The sequence below is a fragment of the Comamonas jiangduensis genome, assembly GCF_030162955.1.
GTDB classification, from domain to species: Bacteria; Pseudomonadota; Gammaproteobacteria; order Burkholderiales; family Burkholderiaceae_C; genus Comamonas; species Comamonas jiangduensis.
This window is the reverse complement of record NZ_JARXOV010000001.1, coordinates 134,338-149,608: the sequence shown is the minus strand read 5'-3', so window position 1 is coordinate 149,608 and position 15,271 is coordinate 134,338. Positions and strand designations below refer to the sequence as shown.

Annotated in this window: 14 protein-coding genes and 1 pseudogene; 8 read left to right on the top strand and 7 right to left on the bottom strand. The window is 61.4% G+C overall.

Annotated elements, in window-relative coordinates:
- Positions 1–282 precede the first annotated feature (282 nt).
- From QEP12_RS00650 to cueR, 3 genes and pseudogenes are all read left to right on the top strand, one after another.
- Positions 283–789: a YjjA family protein gene (locus QEP12_RS00650; protein WP_284213045.1), complete on the top strand. Its 507-nt coding sequence runs from the start codon at positions 283–285 to the stop codon at positions 787–789.
- A 205-nt stretch (positions 790–994) separates the two neighbouring features.
- Positions 995–3,496, top strand: coding sequence for a heavy metal translocating P-type ATPase (locus QEP12_RS00645; protein WP_284213044.1), 2,502 nt, complete (start codon positions 995–997; stop codon positions 3,494–3,496).
- A gap of 284 nt (positions 3,497–3,780) precedes the next feature.
- Positions 3,781–4,158 (top strand): annotated as a pseudogene (cueR, locus tag QEP12_RS00640) (Cu(I)-responsive transcriptional regulator); the annotation flags it as partial.
- Between the two features lie 206 nt (positions 4,159–4,364).
- On the opposite strand, the gene QEP12_RS00635 reads toward cueR, so the two are convergent.
- Both QEP12_RS00635 and QEP12_RS00630 read right to left on the bottom strand, forming a co-directional pair.
- Positions 4,365–4,559, bottom strand: coding sequence for a heavy-metal-associated domain-containing protein (locus QEP12_RS00635; RefSeq protein ID WP_284213042.1), 195 nt, complete (start codon positions 4,557–4,559; stop codon positions 4,365–4,367).
- 82 nt (positions 4,560–4,641) lie between these two features.
- Complete coding sequence (locus QEP12_RS00630) at positions 4,642–4,815, bottom strand: hypothetical protein (RefSeq protein ID WP_284213041.1); 174 nt, start codon at positions 4,813–4,815, stop codon at positions 4,642–4,644.
- A gap of 40 nt (positions 4,816–4,855) precedes the next feature.
- On the opposite strand from QEP12_RS00630, the gene QEP12_RS00625 reads away from it, so the two are divergent.
- The 4 genes from QEP12_RS00625 (at position 4,856) to QEP12_RS00610 (ending at position 8,221) form a co-directional block, all read left to right on the top strand.
- The gene (locus tag QEP12_RS00625) at positions 4,856–5,317 is read left to right on the top strand and encodes a methyltransferase family protein (RefSeq protein ID WP_284213040.1); all 462 of its coding nucleotides are present in this window, start codon (positions 4,856–4,858) and stop codon (positions 5,315–5,317) included.
- 270 nt (positions 5,318–5,587) lie between these two features.
- The gene (locus QEP12_RS00620) at positions 5,588–6,481 is read left to right on the top strand and encodes an EamA family transporter (RefSeq protein ID WP_284213039.1); all 894 of its coding nucleotides are present in this window, start codon (positions 5,588–5,590) and stop codon (positions 6,479–6,481) included.
- 369 nt (positions 6,482–6,850) lie between these two features.
- A complete protein-coding gene (locus QEP12_RS00615) occupies positions 6,851–7,867 on the top strand; it encodes a DUF3644 domain-containing protein (RefSeq protein WP_284213038.1) in 1,017 nt (338 codons plus the stop codon).
- 63 nt (positions 7,868–7,930) lie between these two features.
- On the top strand, positions 7,931–8,221 hold the full coding sequence (locus QEP12_RS00610; protein WP_284213037.1) for a hypothetical protein: 291 nt from the start codon (positions 7,931–7,933) through the stop codon (positions 8,219–8,221).
- Positions 8,222–8,275: 54 nt separating this feature from the next.
- Here the strand turns inward: QEP12_RS00610 and QEP12_RS00605 are convergent, their stop codons facing one another.
- From QEP12_RS00605 to QEP12_RS00590, 4 genes are read right to left on the bottom strand one after another with little or no spacing between them, the layout of a single operon-like run.
- Complete coding sequence (locus tag QEP12_RS00605) at positions 8,276–10,012, bottom strand: ABC transporter ATP-binding protein (RefSeq protein WP_284213036.1); 1,737 nt, start codon at positions 10,010–10,012, stop codon at positions 8,276–8,278.
- A gap of 2 nt (positions 10,013–10,014) precedes the next feature.
- Positions 10,015–10,953 (bottom strand): ABC transporter permease, encoded by a 939-nt coding sequence (locus QEP12_RS00600; RefSeq protein WP_284213035.1) that lies wholly within the window; start codon positions 10,951–10,953, stop codon positions 10,015–10,017.
- 10 nt (positions 10,954–10,963) lie between these two features.
- Positions 10,964–11,929 carry an ABC transporter permease gene (locus QEP12_RS00595; RefSeq protein WP_174862415.1) on the bottom strand — a complete coding sequence of 322 codons (966 nt, stop codon included), beginning with the start codon at positions 11,927–11,929 and terminating at the stop codon, positions 10,964–10,966.
- A 4-nt stretch (positions 11,930–11,933) separates the two neighbouring features.
- A complete protein-coding gene (locus tag QEP12_RS00590) occupies positions 11,934–13,532 on the bottom strand; it encodes an ABC transporter substrate-binding protein (RefSeq protein WP_284213034.1) in 1,599 nt (532 codons plus the stop codon).
- Positions 13,533–13,868: 336 nt separating this feature from the next.
- Here QEP12_RS00590 and QEP12_RS00585 point away from each other — a divergent pair, with 336 nt between their 5' ends.
- On the top strand, positions 13,869–14,510 hold the full coding sequence (locus tag QEP12_RS00585; RefSeq protein WP_174862414.1) for a histidine phosphatase family protein: 642 nt from the start codon (positions 13,869–13,871) through the stop codon (positions 14,508–14,510).
- Positions 14,511–14,713: 203 nt separating this feature from the next.
- On the opposite strand, the gene QEP12_RS00580 is transcribed toward QEP12_RS00585, so the two are convergent.
- On the bottom strand, positions 14,714–15,211 hold the full coding sequence (locus QEP12_RS00580) for a YbhB/YbcL family Raf kinase inhibitor-like protein (RefSeq protein ID WP_174862413.1): 498 nt from the start codon (positions 15,209–15,211) through the stop codon (positions 14,714–14,716).
- Positions 15,212–15,271: the final 60 nt, after the last annotated feature.

The window sequence follows — 15,271 nt, the reverse complement described above, 5'->3', positions numbered from 1 at the left end:
CCACATTGGCAACGCTTGCAGCGTGGTTCTATATAAAAAACAGGCCTTGGAGGTCTGTTTTTTTTATGTACTCCAACCGAGGCTCTGGCCACCAGCCATCCACACGCCGCTCCCTGCGCAGCCCCCCCGTAGGTGCCCCGGGAAAGCACTGCCCTACGAGCTTTGGCCCCCCATACACGCCCCCACCACCGCCCATTTTGCAAATGGCTACATGCGCCCACAGCCCTGCGATCGCACTGCGTGGTAACTTGTGTGCATTGCAATCCTTTTGGGGAGTGAGCTATGAAACATTGGATACGCAGCATCGCCTTGGGCACCGTTTGGTGCGCCGCTGCCTGGACCGCCCAAGCTGCCAACTGGGGCGACACCTTGCGCCAGCAAGCCACGCAGTTGGGCGGCAGCGGCACCCCCGCAGAAAGCAGCGGCAGCACATCGGCCTTGGGCGGCCTGCTGGGCAGCGGTAGTGGCGCCGCCGCAGGAGGCCTACTGTCTTCGCTGGGCGTACCGGCATCGGGCTCGGTCGGCAATGCGGCGGGTGTGATCACCTATTGCCTGAAAAACAACTACCTGAACCCCAACAAGGCCGAACAGGTGAAAGCCCAGCTGCTGGGCAAACTGGGCATGGGCACGCAGCAGCAACAGGCGCCCAAAGACCCGGGCTATCTGCAGGGCCTGGGCGGCATGATTACCGGCAGCAACGGGCAAACATTCAGCATGGACAAGCTCCAAGGCGACCTTAAGGAAAAAGCCTGCGACTTTGTGCTGGACAACGCCAAATCTTTGCTTTGATGCGTTCGATGCGTTCCACGCATTCAATACACAAACCATAGCTGCCAGCGCTTGCTGCATCAGCGCTAAACACCAAAAAGGCTTGCAATGGCTGCTGGCCTTTTTTCTCCCCTGCAGCAGCGCCATACCCCTGCGCTTGACCTTCCCATGATGTCAAGGATTAGGCTAGCCTCCATTCCTTCTCTTCGAGATACAGGTTCTGCGTATGAATGCCCCCACCCCCACTCCAGCTTCACCCTCCGCCACTGCGGCTCTCAGCCTGCCCGTGCAAGGCATGAGCTGTGCCAGCTGCGTGGGCAGGGTCGAAAAAGCCGTGCGCAAAGTACCGGGCGTGGCCGAAGTCAGCGTCAACCTGGCCACCGAGCGCATCCACATCCAGCCCGCGGGCAAGCTCGACATGGCCGCCGTGGTGCAAGCGATTGAAAAAGCCGGCTACGAAGTGCCTAGCCAAACCATCGAGCTGGCCGTGGAAGGCATGACCTGCGCCAGCTGCGTCGGCCGGGTAGAGCGTGCACTGAAAAAAGTGCCCGGCGTGACCGAGGCTCAGGTGAACCTGGCCACCGAGCGCGCCACGGTCCAAGGCAGCGCCACGCTGGAGGCCCTGCTGGCCGCGCTGGACAAGGCCGGCTACCCCGGCCAACCCATCGACACCCAGGCCGCGCGGGCGCAAGCCGAGGCCCAGGCTGCACACAAGGAAGCCGAATACGCCGCGCTGCAGCGCGACTTCACCCTGGCCACGGTGCTGGCGCTGCCAGTGTTTGTGCTGGAGATGGGCTCGCACCTGATCCCCGGCATGCACCACTGGGTGGCGGGCACCATCGGCCTGCAAAACAGCTGGTACCTGCAGTGTGTGCTGACCACGCTGGTGCTGTTGATTCCCGGGCGGCGCTTTTACACCAAGGGCCTGCCCGCGCTACTGCGCGGCGGGCCAGACATGAATTCGCTGGTCGCCGTGGGCACGCTGGCGGCGTTCAGCTATTCCTTGGTGGCCACCTTCCTGCCCGGCCTGCTGCCCGCAGGCACGGTGAATGTGTACTTCGAGGCCGCCGCCGTCATCGTCGCGCTGATCCTCCTGGGCCGCATGCTGGAAGCCCGCGCCAAGGGCCGCACCTCGCAGGCCATACAGCGGCTCATCGGCCTGCAGCCGCAGACGGCGCGCGTGCAGCGCGACGGGCAGTGGGTGGAGCTGCCAGCGGCCGACGTGCAGACCGGCGACCTCATCCAGGTGCGCCCCGGCGAGCGCGTGCCCGTGGACGGCACGGTGCGGGAAGGCCAGAGCTATGTGGACGAATCCATGATCACCGGCGAGCCCGTGCCCGTCGCCAAAACCATCGATGACCGCGTGGTGGGCGGCACGGTCAACCAGACCGGCGCCTTCACCCTGCGCGCCACGGCCGTGGGCAGCGCCAGCGTGCTGGCCCAGATCATCCGGCTGGTGGAGCAGGCCCAGAGCGGCAAGCTGCCCATCCAGGCCGTGGTGGACAAGGTCACGCTGTGGTTCGTGCCCGCCGTGATGGCCGCCGCCGTGCTCACCTTCCTGGTGTGGCTGGTGTTCGGCCCCGCGCCGGCGTTGAGTTTTGCGCTGGTCAATGCCGTGGCCGTGCTCATCATCGCCTGCCCCTGTGCCATGGGCCTGGCCACCCCCACGTCCATCATGGTGGGCACCGGCCGGGGCGCCGAGCTGGGCGTGCTGTTCCGCCAGGGCGAGGCGCTGCAGCTGCTGAAGAACACCCAGGCCGTGGCCGTGGACAAGACTGGCACCCTGACCGAAGGCCACCCCGCGCTGACCGACCTGGAAGTGGCCGAGGGCTTTGACCGCGCCCAGGTGCTGGCGCTGACCGCGGCCGCCGAATCGCGCTCCGAGCACCCGATTGCCCGCGCCATCGTGCAAGCCGCCGAGCACGAGCAGCTGACCGTGCCCGCCCTCAGCGACTTTGCCTCCATCACCGGCATGGGCGTGCGCGCCACGGCCCTGGGCCAGCGCGTCGAGGTCGGCGCCGACCGCTTCATGCACGCCCTGGGGCTGGACGTGGCGCGCTTCGCCCCCACGGCGGCGCGCCTGGGCAGCGAAGGCAAGTCGCCGCTGTACGTGGCGGTCGATGGGCAACTGGCCGCCATCATCGCCGTGGCCGACCCCATCAAGCCCAGCACGCCCGGCGCCATTGCCGCCCTGCATGCCCTGGGGCTGAAGGTCATCATGATCACCGGCGACAACGCCCGCACCGCGCAGGCGATTGCCGCGCGCCTGGGCATTGATGAAGTGGTGGCCGAGGTGCTGCCCGAAGGCAAGGTGACCACGCTGCAGCAGCTGCAGGCCACGCACGGCCATGTCGCCTTTGTCGGCGATGGCATCAACGACGCCCCCGCGCTGGCCGCGGCCGATGTCGGCATCGCGATCGGCACCGGCACCGACGTGGCCGTGGAAGCCGCCGACGTGGTGCTGATGTCCGGCAACCTGCAGGGCGTGCCGAATGCGATTGCGCTGTCCAAGGCCACCATGGGCAACATCCGGCAGAACCTGTTCTGGGCCTTTGCCTACAACACGGCGCTGATCCCCGTGGCCGCCGGCGCGCTCTATCCCGCGTATGGTGTCCTGCTGTCGCCGATTTTTGCGGCCGGTGCCATGGCACTGTCGAGTGTGTTTGTGCTGGGCAATGCCTTGCGCTTGCGCAGCTTTCAGGCGCCGATGGCAGAGGCTGCGGCCTGATCGATTGCGACCATCCCGTCTTTGACGGCAGAGGCCGGGAGTTCATCCCGGCAGCCGAGTGATTTTCTGGGTGCGCCCAGAAAGTCACCAAAGATGCGCTTGGACCTACCCGCCGCGAAACTCGCTGTGCGCTGTACCAGCGCACCGCTCAAACATCCACGGCGCGTCAGGAGATGGATGCCGACCTGTCGCGCAGCAGCGCTGCGGCAGGTCTGCCGTAGTGCCAGCGCAGTGCCACATGTTCCCAACCATCGGTGCACTGTGAAAATTTTCGGAGAAAGCCCATGAACATCGGAGAAGCGGCCAAGGCCTCGGGCGTGTCGGCCAAGATGATTCGCTATTACGAGTCGGTGGGGCTGATTCCGCCCATCCACCGCACCGAGTCCGGCTACCGCGCGTACAGCGAGTCGGATGTGCACATGCTGCACTTCATCCGCCGCGCGCGCGATCTGGGGTTTGCGGTGGCGGAGATTCACGACCTGCTGGACCTGTGGCGCGACCGCAGTCGCAAAAGCGCGGACGTGAAGCGCGTGGCGCTGCAGCACATCCAGGACCTGCAGCGGCGCATTCAGGAGCTGCAGCAAATGTCCGACACCCTGCAGGCACTGACCGCCTGCTGCGCTGGCGATGAACGGCCCGACTGCCCCATCCTGCAAGGGCTGGAGACGGCCGACCTCTGCGCACCGCCTCCACCAACCTGCGGCAATCCAAACCGCACGGACAGCGCTCAACCTGCAGACGGTGCAACTTGCTGCCCACCCAAGCAGCATTAGCCATTGGCTGCGCTGCGGTCCAACGCCCTCTGCCATCCACAAAAAAAGGCCATGTACCAACGCACATGGCCTTTTTTATTGCACGGAGGCAGCGCTTAAAGCACCTGCGCGGGGTAGCCCGCCTCTTCCAGCGCCGCCACCACTGCGGCCTGCGGGGCCGTGGTCTGCACCTGCACCGTGTGGGTGGGGATGTCCACCGTTACCTGCGCGGCGGCATCCACGGATTGGATCGCCTTGGTCACGCTGCGGCCGCAGCCGCCGCAGGTCATGCTGTCAATCTGAAATTGCATGGTTCAACTCCTTGTGTCTAGGGAATGCAGGCAGCGTAAGCCTTGACATGGTGGGAAGGTCAAGCGGTTCCATGCATGCATCTCAGCTATCAATGCAAGAGCTTTCAGCGCTTGCTGCACCTGCGCCAAGGGCCAAAAACACCTTAAACCCATGCCACAAATTTTTTTCTGCAGACTGCCTCAGCTTCGGCAACCCATGCAGGCATTTTTCAGGCACTTTCCAGCTGCTTGACCTTGCAGCGACTTCAAGCTTCATGCTGGCAACTTTCTAACTGTCCCCCTACCCGGAGTGATGCATGCACGCCTTGGAACACAAAATCCCCCCGCCACTGGTCGCTACCGCTTGCGCCCTGCTGATGTGGGGCATCGCGCAGTACAGCCCCATCTTGGCACTGGCTGCGCCGCTGCGCTGGGGCATGGCCTTGCTGGTGCTGCTGACCGGTGCAGCGTTTTGTGTGGCGGGGGTGTGGTCTTTTCGGCAGGCGCACACCACCGTCAACCCCTTAAAGCCAGACACCGCTTCCAGCCTGGTGCGCACGGGCGTGTACCGCTATTCGCGCAACCCCATGTATGTGGGCTTTGCCTTGCTGCTGCTGGCCTGGGCCTGCTACCTGGCCGCGCCCTGGGCCTTACTGGGTGTGCTGGCCTTTGTGCTGTACATCCAGCGCTTTCAGATTGCCCCCGAAGAGCGCGCACTGGCGCAGATTTTTGGTGACGAGTTTCAGCGCTATCGCGCGCAGGTGCGGCGCTGGCTGTAAAGCACAGGGGCGCGGTGCGCACTCAGCCCTTGGCAGCAGAAAAAATAGCAGCCAGCGCTTTCCCGACAAGCGCTGGCGCATGAAAAGGCTTACAAACCAGCTTGCCGTCCTGCGCACCCGCCCGCTGCGAAATCCGCTCTTCAGCCCGGCAGCCAACCACTGCCACCCCACTGCTTTTGTCACACGCTGCACAGCACCTGCGGCATGCGCCGCCGCCCGGCCACCCCTGCAAGTAGCAGGCCCCGCACCAAAGCGCTACATTCACGCTCTATGTCTGCCCAGCGCCTCGCTTATTTGTTTCCCATACTGGCCATTTTGGGCTCCATCGTGTTCTTGTGCACCGGCACGTCGTGGGCCAAAAACGCCCTCTTCCCCGAAGTGGGCGCGCAAGGCACCACCGCGCTGCGGCTGGGCTTTTCGGCCACGCTCATGCTGCTGTTCTGGCGTCCCTGGCGCACCCCGATTGCACGCCAAGACCTGCGCTCGATTGCGCTGTACGGCGCCACGCTGGGCATCATGTGCCTGTCGTTTTACTTGGCACTGCGTACCCTGCCGTTTGGCATTGCCGTGGCGATCGAATTTGCAGGCCCCTTGAGTGTGGCCGTGTGGTCATCGCGCCGGCCGCTGGACTATGGGTGGATTGCGCTGGCCGTGATCGGTCTGGGCCTGCTGCTGCCCCTGGGCCATGATGTGCACACGCTCGATGCCGCAGGCATTGCCTACGCCAGCATCGGCGCCATCGGCTGGGCCTGCTACATCGTCTTTGGCAAGCGCGTGGGTCACCTGCCCGTCAGCATCACCGCCCCCTTGGGCGCTGCAGTGGCCGCCCTGGTGGTGGTGCCCGTGGGCGTGGCGCATGCAGGTGCCGCGCTGCTGTCGCCCAGCGTGCTGCTGACCGGCCTGGGCGTGGCCCTGATCTCCAGCGCCATCCCGATCTCGCTGGAGCTGTTCGCCCTCAAGCACCTGCCCAAGCACGTCTTCGGCACCATGACCAGCATGGAACCCGCCGTGGCCGCGCTCCTGGCCCTGGTGTTTTTGGGCGAGGTGCTGAGCTTCACGCAGTGCGTGGCGGTTGGCCTGATCATGACCGCCTCCATGGGCTGCGCCTTGACGGCCCAGGCGCGGCGGGCGAAGCCGGTGCCCGCGATGGCGGAGGCTGCTTGATCTAAAAGCGTAGCTGGTGGCGCTTGATACGTCAGCGTTAGCGGCATAAAAGGCTTGAAACCTTGTTGGGGGCTTCAGGCCTTTTGTCTTTTTTACGGCTTGCTTTGTTTTAAGACAGGAGCCGGTAGTCGACCGGCGGCGACCCGATTTCTTTTGTCTTGCCAAAAGAAACCGGGGAAAGAAAACGCGCGCCTTGCAGGCGGCTTGTCCGGCGGAACTCGCTGCGCGCTTGACAAGCGCTTCGCTCAAACAGCCGCCGGAGATTTGATTTTTTATTCCTGGTCCGCGCGACGCTTGCGCGCGCGTGGGACATGCTTCACATCTCATAGAATTCAAAATTTACATATACAAACAAAAAAGAATTAGGAGATGCAAAAAATGCAAAGAATACGTAAAGTAGGCTCAATTTCAAATGAGCTTGTAAAAAAATCTAGGGAAGCCGCTCTAGCAGCAGTTCAAATTTTCAACAATCCCTCAATCACATTTAAATCAGAAATATTTATTGTACTTATTATTATTGCATGGACATATTTACTTCATGCTTATTACAGAAAATTAGAAATTGAGTATAGATATTTTAAATTAATTGGAGTACGAAAAAAGTTTGACAAAACGTCTAAAGGCGCTTTTAAATTCTGGGAGCTAGAGCGATGTTTAAATGATGATCTATCACCAGTTGATTCTGCAGCTTCAAAAAATTTACGATTTCTAATTGGTCTCCGCCATGAAATTGAGCATCAAATGACTAGTCGTTTAGATGAACACTTGAGTGCAAGATTTCAAGCTTGCTGTTTAAATTACAATGAATTAATTAAAAAGCATTTTGGCGAGGAATTTGGTATTGAAAAACATTTATCATTTAGTTTGCAATTTTCAGCAATTAACACTGATCAATGGAATGCTCTTCGTGAGGCACCAGGGCTTCCAAAAAATATTGAAACTTTTATCAATGACTTTGACTCGGAATTAACTCAAGAAGAGTTTGATGATCCAAAATTCTCTTATCGTATATTGTTTGTTCCTAAAACAGCAAACCATAAAGGCCAAGCTGATAAAGTTATCGAATTCATTAAGGCTGATTCAGATTTAGCAAAAAATATCAACAAAAGCTATGCAGTTATAAAAGAAACTGAAAAGCCGAAGTTTTTACCAAAACAAGTTGTCGAAAAAATGCATGAAGCTGGCTATCTGAGTTTTTCAATGCATCACCATACTGAACTTTGGCAAAAGCTCGACGCCAAAAATCCATCCAAAGGTCTCGGGACCCAAGTTGTCGACAACTGGTATTGGTATGAGCCTTGGGTGAAGCAAGTCACCCAACACTGCTTAGACAATTCATCCAAGTACAAAAAACCGCCAAATAAAAAGAAAACTTCACGAACATAACTTCGTCCGTTTTGCTCACTACGTGAGTTAAGTGATGCGCGCGCAAGCGTCGCGCCTTACTTCGTGGATGTCCTGCATATTTCCGGCGGCTGTTTGAGCGTAGCGCTGCAAGCGCGCAGCGAGTTCTGCCGGACAAGCCCGCTGCAAGCGTCGTCTTTTCTTTCCCCGGTTTCTTTTGACGAAGCAAAAGAAATCGGGTCGCCGCCGCGCGATAAGCGGCCTCTGCAAACAAACACACCGCAAAAGCCAAACCAAGAAGCAAAACAAAAAGAACATAGCTACCAGCGCTTGCTAGATGAGCGCCAGAAGCCAAAAACACCAACAATCAAAAAAGGCCCACAGCCGAAGCCGTGAGCCTTCTCATCCAAACCAAGTTGTGAAAGCAGCGGTCCCCCAGCTGCCCCACGTTCAATGAACGTGCGCAATGTCCGGAATCGCTGCCATCAAATCCTTGGTATAGGCATGCTGCGGATCGTCCAGCACCACCTGCGCATCGCCCACTTCCACCAGCTTGCCGCGCTGCATGACGCCGATGTCGTCGCACATGTGGCGGATGACCGCGAGGTTGTGGCTGATGAGCAGGTAGGTCAGGCCGAACTCGTCCTGCAGGTCGCGCATCAGGTTCAGCACCTGGGCCTGCACGGACACGTCCAGGGCCGAGGTCGGCTCGTCGCAGATGATGAACTCGGGCTTGCTGGCCAGGGCGCGCGCCACGGCGATGCGCTGGCGTTGGCCGCCCGAGAACTGGTGCGGATACTTCTTGGCGTCGTCGGGCTTCATGCGCACGCGGCGCAGGGCTTCCTGCACGCGCTCGGCCGTCTCGGCGGGACCCGAGGTCAGACCCAGCACCACCAGGGGTTCAGCAATCAACTGCTCCACCGTCCAGCGCGGGTTCAGGCTGGCGTACGGGTCCTGGAAGATCATCTGGAAGCGCCGGCGCATGGCCACGGTGTTGGCCGCGGGGCTCCATTTGTCCACGCCGTCGAACAGGATCTGGCCGCTGGTGGGCGGGGTCAGCCCGGCCACCATGCGTGCCACCGTGGATTTGCCGGAGCCGGATTCGCCCACCAGGCCGAAGGTCGTGCCCTTGCGGATGCTGAAGCTGACGTGGTCGGCCGCCTTGAGGATCTTCTTTTCACCGCCAGCCAAGATGCGCGCCAGCCAGCCAGAGGAGAGGTCGTAGTCCTTGCACAGGTCTTTGACTTCCACCAGGTTCTTGCTGCGTGCAGCATCTTCGGGCTTGGGCGTCCACGGCACGGCCTTGGCGACCGGGCCACCGCCCACTTCGGGCACGGGCAGGCGTTCCACGCGCTGGTGCACGCTGGGGATGGCGGCCATCAGCACCTGGGTGTAGGGGTCGCGCGGGGCGTCCAGCACCTGGCGCACGGGCCCGGTTTCCAGCACCCGGCCGTGGTACATGACCATGACGCGGTCGGCCGTCTCAGCGATCACGCCCATGTCGTGCGTGATCAGCATGGCGGCGGCGCCGCGCTCCTTGCACACGCGGCGCAGCAGGGCAATGATCTGCGCCTGCACCGACACGTCGAGCGCCGTGGTGGGCTCGTCGGCAATGATCAGCTCGGGCTCGGCACACAGCGCCAGGGCAATCGCCACGCGCTGGCGCATGCCGCCCGAGAACTGGTGCGGGTACTGCGCCATGCGCTCCTTGGCATGCGGGATTTCCACTTCTTCCAGCAGCGCCAGGGCGCGGGCTTCGGCTTCCTTCTCGCTCACCGGCAGGTGGGTGCGGATGGTTTCGACCAGGTGATCGCCCACGGTGTAGACCGGGTTCAGGCTGGTCAGTGGGTCCTGGAAGATGGTGCCGATGCGCTTGCCGCGGATGCGGCGCAGGTCTTCGCCCTGCAGGTTGTCGATGCGCAGGCCTTGCAGCTCCACCGTGCCGCCGGAGATGCGGCCCGGTGCCTCGATCAGGCCGGTGACGGCCGAGCCGGTCATGGACTTGCCGGCGCCGGATTCACCCACCACGCCCAGGATTTCGCCGGGGAAGATGTCGAAGGAGACGTCGTGCAGCACGTGCACGGGGCCCTTGTAGGTGTCGAAGGTGACGCTGAGGTTGCGCACGCGCAGCACGGGGGTGCCGGTGACATCACCGGCAGGCACGGGTTGGTGTGTGTCTGGGGTCATGTTTATTGCAGCTTGGGGTTCAGGGCGTCGCGCAGCCAGTCGCCGACCAGGTTCACGGACAGGGCCAGGGCTAGCAGTACCAGCGAAGGGAACAGCAGGATCCACCATTCGCCGGAGAACAAGAAGCTCTGGCCGATGCGGATCAGCGTGCCCAGCGAGGGCGCGGTGGGCGGCAGGCCGACACCGAGGTAGGACAGCGTGGACTCGGCCACGATGGCGTGCGCAAAGCTGATGGTGGCGATCACCAGGATGGGCGCCAGCATATTGGGCAGGATGTGCTTGGTGAGGATGGCCGTCTTGCTGCGGCCGATGAGCTGGGCGGCCAGCACATAGTCCTTCTGCTTTTCCACCATCACCGCGCCACGCACGGTGCGGGCGTACTGCACCCAGTCGGACAGGCCGATGGCGATGATGATCACGAACACGGCCATGTCGTCGCGGTAGCCCTCGGGCAGCAGGCCGCGCGCGATGCCGAAGATCAGCAGCGCCACCAGGATGACCGGGAAGGTCAGCTGCACGTCGGCAATGCGCATCAGCAGGGTGTCAAACCAGCCGCCGGCATAGCCGGCGATCAGGCCCAGCGGCACGCCGATGATGAGCGACAGCGCCACGGCGGACACGCCCACGAACACGGACATGCGCAGGCCATACAGGATGGCCGAGTACACGTCACGGCCCTGGTCGTCCGCCCCCAGGGGGTAGAACATCTCACCCATGCCCTGGCTCCAGGGTGGGGTGAAAGCGTCCATCAGGTCCAGGCTGCCCGGATCGAAGGGGTTGTGCAGCGCCAGCAGCGGCGCGCAGATAGTGGCCAGCACCAGCAGGGCCAGTACGCCGGTGGCCACTTGCACCAAGCGCGAGCGGGCAAAGGCGCGCTTGACGGGCGAGTCGCTGGCCTTCCAGCCGGTCGGGGCCGGCGCGGATTTAACAGATTCGGTCATTGCAGCCCCCTTATTTCTTTCGCAGGCGGGGGTCCACCAGCACATACAAAAAGTCCACGAACAGGTTGATCACCACGTACAGCAGCGCGATGAACATCAGGTAGGCAGCAATCAGCGGCACGTCCACACCCTGCACCGAGGAGATGAACAACAGGCCCACGCCCGGCCATTGGAAGACGGTTTCCGTCACGATGGCAAAGGCAATCAGCGACCCGATTTGCAGGCCGGCAATGGTGATCACGGGGATCAGCGTATTGCGCAGCGCGTGGCCAAAGTACAGGCTTTTTTCATGCAACCCACGGGCACGGCCGAAGCGGATGTAGTCGGAGCGCAGCACCTCCAGCATCTCGGCGCGCACCAGGCGCATGATCAGCGTCATGTTGTAAAAGCCCAGCGTGATGGCAGGCATGATGAGCGCTGCCCAGCCCGAGGCCGTGAGGAAACCGGTTTCCCAGCCGCCGATCTTGACGGTCTCGCCCCGCCCGAAGGACGGCAGCCAGCGCAATTCGACGGCAAACAGATAGATCAGACCAATACCAATCAGGAAGGTCGGAAGCGACACACCCACCAGCGACACCGTCATGATGGAGCGGCTGAGCCACCCATCTTTTTTGATCGCGGTATAGACCCCCAGCACCACGCCAATCACCAGCGCCAGCACGGCGGCGGTCATGGCCAACTCCAGCGTGGCGGGCAGACGTTCGGCAATCACGTCGGCCACGGGGCGCTTCAAGCGGTACGAGATCCCCAGATCCCCTTGCAGCACCTTGCCCACATAGGACAGGTATTGCATGGGGACGGATTTGTTAAAGCCCAGCTCTTCAACCAGGGCTGTGCGTTCTTCCAGCGTGGCGTCTTCGCCCAACAGGCTGATGGTGGGGTCGCCAATATGGCGAAACACCATGAAGGAAATGAGCGAGACGGCCAGCAGTACCAAAACTGACTGGCCCAGTCTGCGCAGCAGATGGACCAGCATAGGCTTACTTCGCGTTCTTGTTGATCTTCACGTCCTTGAAGTGCAGCACGTTGTCGGGGTGCACGGGAACGTTGATGGACTTGACCGAAGCGAAGTGGATGACCTGGTCATGCAGCGGAATGTAGAAGCGCTCTTTTTGCACCACTTGCCAGATGTCCTTGATGGTGGCGTTGCGCTTGGCCACATCGCTTTCCGAAGACAGCGAGATGATCTTGGCGTCCAGCTCAGGATTGCTGTAGTGCGTGGCATTCTGCGCGCCGCGGCCTTCCTTGCCGCGCGTGGCGACCAGGAAGTCGAAGATGTAAGCCGAGTCATAGGTGGGCACACCCCAGCCATACAGGTAGAAGTCGCTGTCGGCATTCACGATGGACACGCTGTGCTGCGCGATGGGGCGCGAGGACACTTCGGTCTTGATGCCCACGCGGCCCAGGAAGCCGGCAATCGCGGTGCTGATGGCTTCGTCGTTCACATAGCGGTCGTTGGGCGAGTGCAAGGTGAGGGTGAAGCCATTGGGGTAACCCGCTTCCGCCAGCAAGGCCTTGGCCTTGTTCACATCGGCCTTGGGGTAGGCGGCCATGGCTTTGTCGTAGCCATTGACAAACGACGGCGCCATCACGCCCGAGGGGTTGGACAGGCCACGCATCACCGAGCGCTTGATGGCATCGCGGTCAATCGCCAGCTCCATGGCATGGCGCACCTTGGGGTCGGCCAGGGGGTTCTTGCCCTTGACGTTGCTGGACTTCAGTTCTGCCGTGCCCACGTTCAGCCCCAGGAAGATGGAGCGGTTTTCTGGCCCTTCGTTGATGCGCAGCTTGGCGTCTTGCTTGAGGCGCGCCACGTCTTGCGCGGGGATGTCTTGGGCAAAGTCCACCTCACCGGACAGCAGGGCCGCCACGCGGGTGGCGGGCGACTTGATGGGCAGGTACACCAGCTCGGTCACATCGCCCACTTTGCCCTTGCCCCAGTAGTTGGGGTTTTGCTTCATCACGGTGCGGCTGTCCACTTCGCGGCTGGCCAGCGTGAAAGCGCCGGTGCCGTTGACGGCGCGGGTGGCACCGTTTTCGGTCTTGCTGGTGGCGTCTTGCGTCTCCAGCGCGCCGTTGGCCTTGGCCCATGCTTCATTCATGATGAAGATGTTGGTCAGGTTGTTCGGGAAAATCGGGTTCGGGCCTTTGGTTTTGACGTGCACGGTCAAGTCATCGACCGCCTTGATGTCTTCCACCGAAGCCAGCAGCGACTTCACCTGCGCATTCGGGCCTTTGGCACGGTTGAGCGAGAAGACCACGTCCTTGGCGCTCAGCGGCTTGCCATCGTGGAACTTCACATTGGGGCGAATCTTGAAGACCCACACGGTCGGATCACCTTCGAGCAACTTCCACTCGGTGGCCAGCAGGGGCACCAGCTTGCCGTCGTTGGTACGGTTGACCAAGGTTTCATACATCTGGTGCATCAACACAAAGTTAGTGCCCGTGTTGAAGACGTGGGGGTCCAGGGTGGTCACATCGGCAGAGCGCGCCCAGCGTACGGTTTCAGCTTGCACCAATGCGGCGGAAGTCAAAAGGCCAGCGGCCAGCATCGCAGTGCCCAGGGTCTTCAAGATCATGTTGTCTCCAAAAAGGAAGGTGAGGTTGACGGTATGCCACGAGCCACGGATAAGTCGCTCTAGGGTTAGGCCTAGCAAGCAAAAAATGCACCTGCTGCGCCCCTACCGCCTGTCGTTTGATTTGTTATCCGCTCATCTTTATAGCGAAGCACACGTAACGCCACGCAATAAGCTCATGCATTTCTGTGCCTTCACGCAAAAATCCTTGTGCTGCCGCTTCAGGCAAGGTATGTACGAATGCCGGACAATGGTGGGCTGGCCCGCGCTGCTGCTTTGCAGCGCTCGGGCCTGTTTGCTCTGTTTTGACTCTGGGCGCTGAACCCGCCTGTATGCCGCATGCACGCTACCCGTATCGTTGCCATCCGCCATGGCGAAACCTCCTGGAATGTGGATGCCCGTATCCAGGGGCATTTGGACATTCCGCTCAATGACGTGGGCCTGTGGCAAGCCCAGCGTGTGGGCGCTGCGCTGGCCGATGAGCAGTTTGACGCCATCTACAGCAGTGACTTGCAGCGCGCCTTGGCAACCGCGCAGGCCGTGGGCAGCGCCACCGCTTGCCCCGTCCAGCCCGACACGGGGCTGCGCGAGCGCTGTTTTGGCAGTTTTGAAGGCCGCACCTTCCACGAGATTGAGGCCGATTCGCCCGAGCACGCGCTGCGCTGGCGCAAGCGCGACCCCGAATTTGTGCCCGACGGCGGCGGCGAATCGCTGCACATGCTGCGCGGGCGCATTCAGCACACCGTAGACCGTCTGGCGGCCCAGCACCTGGGTGGGCAAATTGCGCTGGTGGCGCACGGCGGCGTGATGGACATGCTCTACCGCTTGGCCACGCGCCAGGATCTGCAAGCGCCGCGCAGCTGGGAGCTGGGCAACGCCGCCATCAACCGCCTGCTGTGGACCCCCGAGGGGCTGACGCTGGTGGGCTGGGGCGATACGGCCCACCTGTCGCAAGCGGTACGCGACGAATTCATCAGCTGATTCATCAGCTGCCAGGCCGCAGCGCCTGTGCACACCGGGGCTGTGGCACAAGTGAAGAAAAAAGAAGCGGCCAGCACTTGCTCTATAACGATTTACGATATTTTTGTATCGCAAACCATTGATAGACAAGCGCTAGCCGCTCTTTTATTTGACAGCCCACCCTGCTGGCGGGTGCAAGCAATCCCTATGCAAGCTCACGCCATTCAGGCACGTGCATAGGTCGATGTGAACGACGCCTTGGCGATCGTGTTGGCGTTGATCATGAAGCCGCCAATGGCGGTGGTGGCGTCGTCTGGCATATCCAGCTTGGCTACCGACAGCGCATGCACGGTGAAGATGTAGCGGTGCGGCTTGTCACCGGGTGGTGGGCACATGCCGCCCCACGCAAAAATGCCGTAGTCGTTGCGCATTTGGCGCGCGCCTGCGGGCAAGTTGGCACCGCCTTTTTCCCCGGCATTGGCCGCCAGACTGGTCACGCTGGCAGGAATGTCCACCACCATCCAGTGCCACCAGCCGGAGCCTGTGGGCGCATCGGGGTCATACACGGTCACCGCAAAACTTTGCGTGCCTTCGGGGGCGCCACTCCACTGCAAAACCGGCGATGCGTTGGCACCGCCACATCCGAACATGTCGGACTCAAACACGGGCGCAATCGTGCCGCCTGCAGGAATGTCGGGGCTGGTCAGGGTGAAAGTTGTCATGTTGGCGATCTCCTTGGTCACAAGCTGTGCAGTATGCCTGCTGCAGACAGCCCGTTTCAC

Coding starts and splice junctions, on each gene's coding strand:
- QEP12_RS00650 (WP_284213045.1), top strand. CDS start 283: ATGAAACATTGGATACGCAGCATCGCCTTGGGCACCGTTTGGTGCGCC.
- QEP12_RS00645 (WP_284213044.1), top strand. CDS start 995: ATGAATGCCCCCACCCCCACTCCAGCTTCACCCTCCGCCACTGCGGCT.
- QEP12_RS00635 (WP_284213042.1), bottom strand. CDS start 4,559: ATGCAATTTCAGATTGACAGCATGACCTGCGGCGGCTGCGGCCGCAGC.
- QEP12_RS00630 (WP_284213041.1), bottom strand. CDS start 4,815: ATGAAGCTTGAAGTCGCTGCAAGGTCAAGCAGCTGGAAAGTGCCTGAA.
- QEP12_RS00625 (WP_284213040.1), top strand. CDS start 4,856: ATGCACGCCTTGGAACACAAAATCCCCCCGCCACTGGTCGCTACCGCT.
- QEP12_RS00620 (WP_284213039.1), top strand. CDS start 5,588: ATGTCTGCCCAGCGCCTCGCTTATTTGTTTCCCATACTGGCCATTTTG.
- QEP12_RS00615 (WP_284213038.1), top strand. CDS start 6,851: ATGCAAAAAATGCAAAGAATACGTAAAGTAGGCTCAATTTCAAATGAG.
- QEP12_RS00605 (WP_284213036.1), bottom strand. CDS start 10,012: ATGACCCCAGACACACACCAACCCGTGCCTGCCGGTGATGTCACCGGC.
- QEP12_RS00600 (WP_284213035.1), bottom strand. CDS start 10,953: ATGACCGAATCTGTTAAATCCGCGCCGGCCCCGACCGGCTGGAAGGCC.
- QEP12_RS00595 (WP_174862415.1), bottom strand. CDS start 11,929: ATGCTGGTCCATCTGCTGCGCAGACTGGGCCAGTCAGTTTTGGTACTG.
- QEP12_RS00590 (WP_284213034.1), bottom strand. CDS start 13,532: ATGATCTTGAAGACCCTGGGCACTGCGATGCTGGCCGCTGGCCTTTTG.
- QEP12_RS00585 (WP_174862414.1), top strand. CDS start 13,869: ATGCACGCTACCCGTATCGTTGCCATCCGCCATGGCGAAACCTCCTGG.
- QEP12_RS00580 (WP_174862413.1), bottom strand. CDS start 15,211: ATGACAACTTTCACCCTGACCAGCCCCGACATTCCTGCAGGCGGCACG.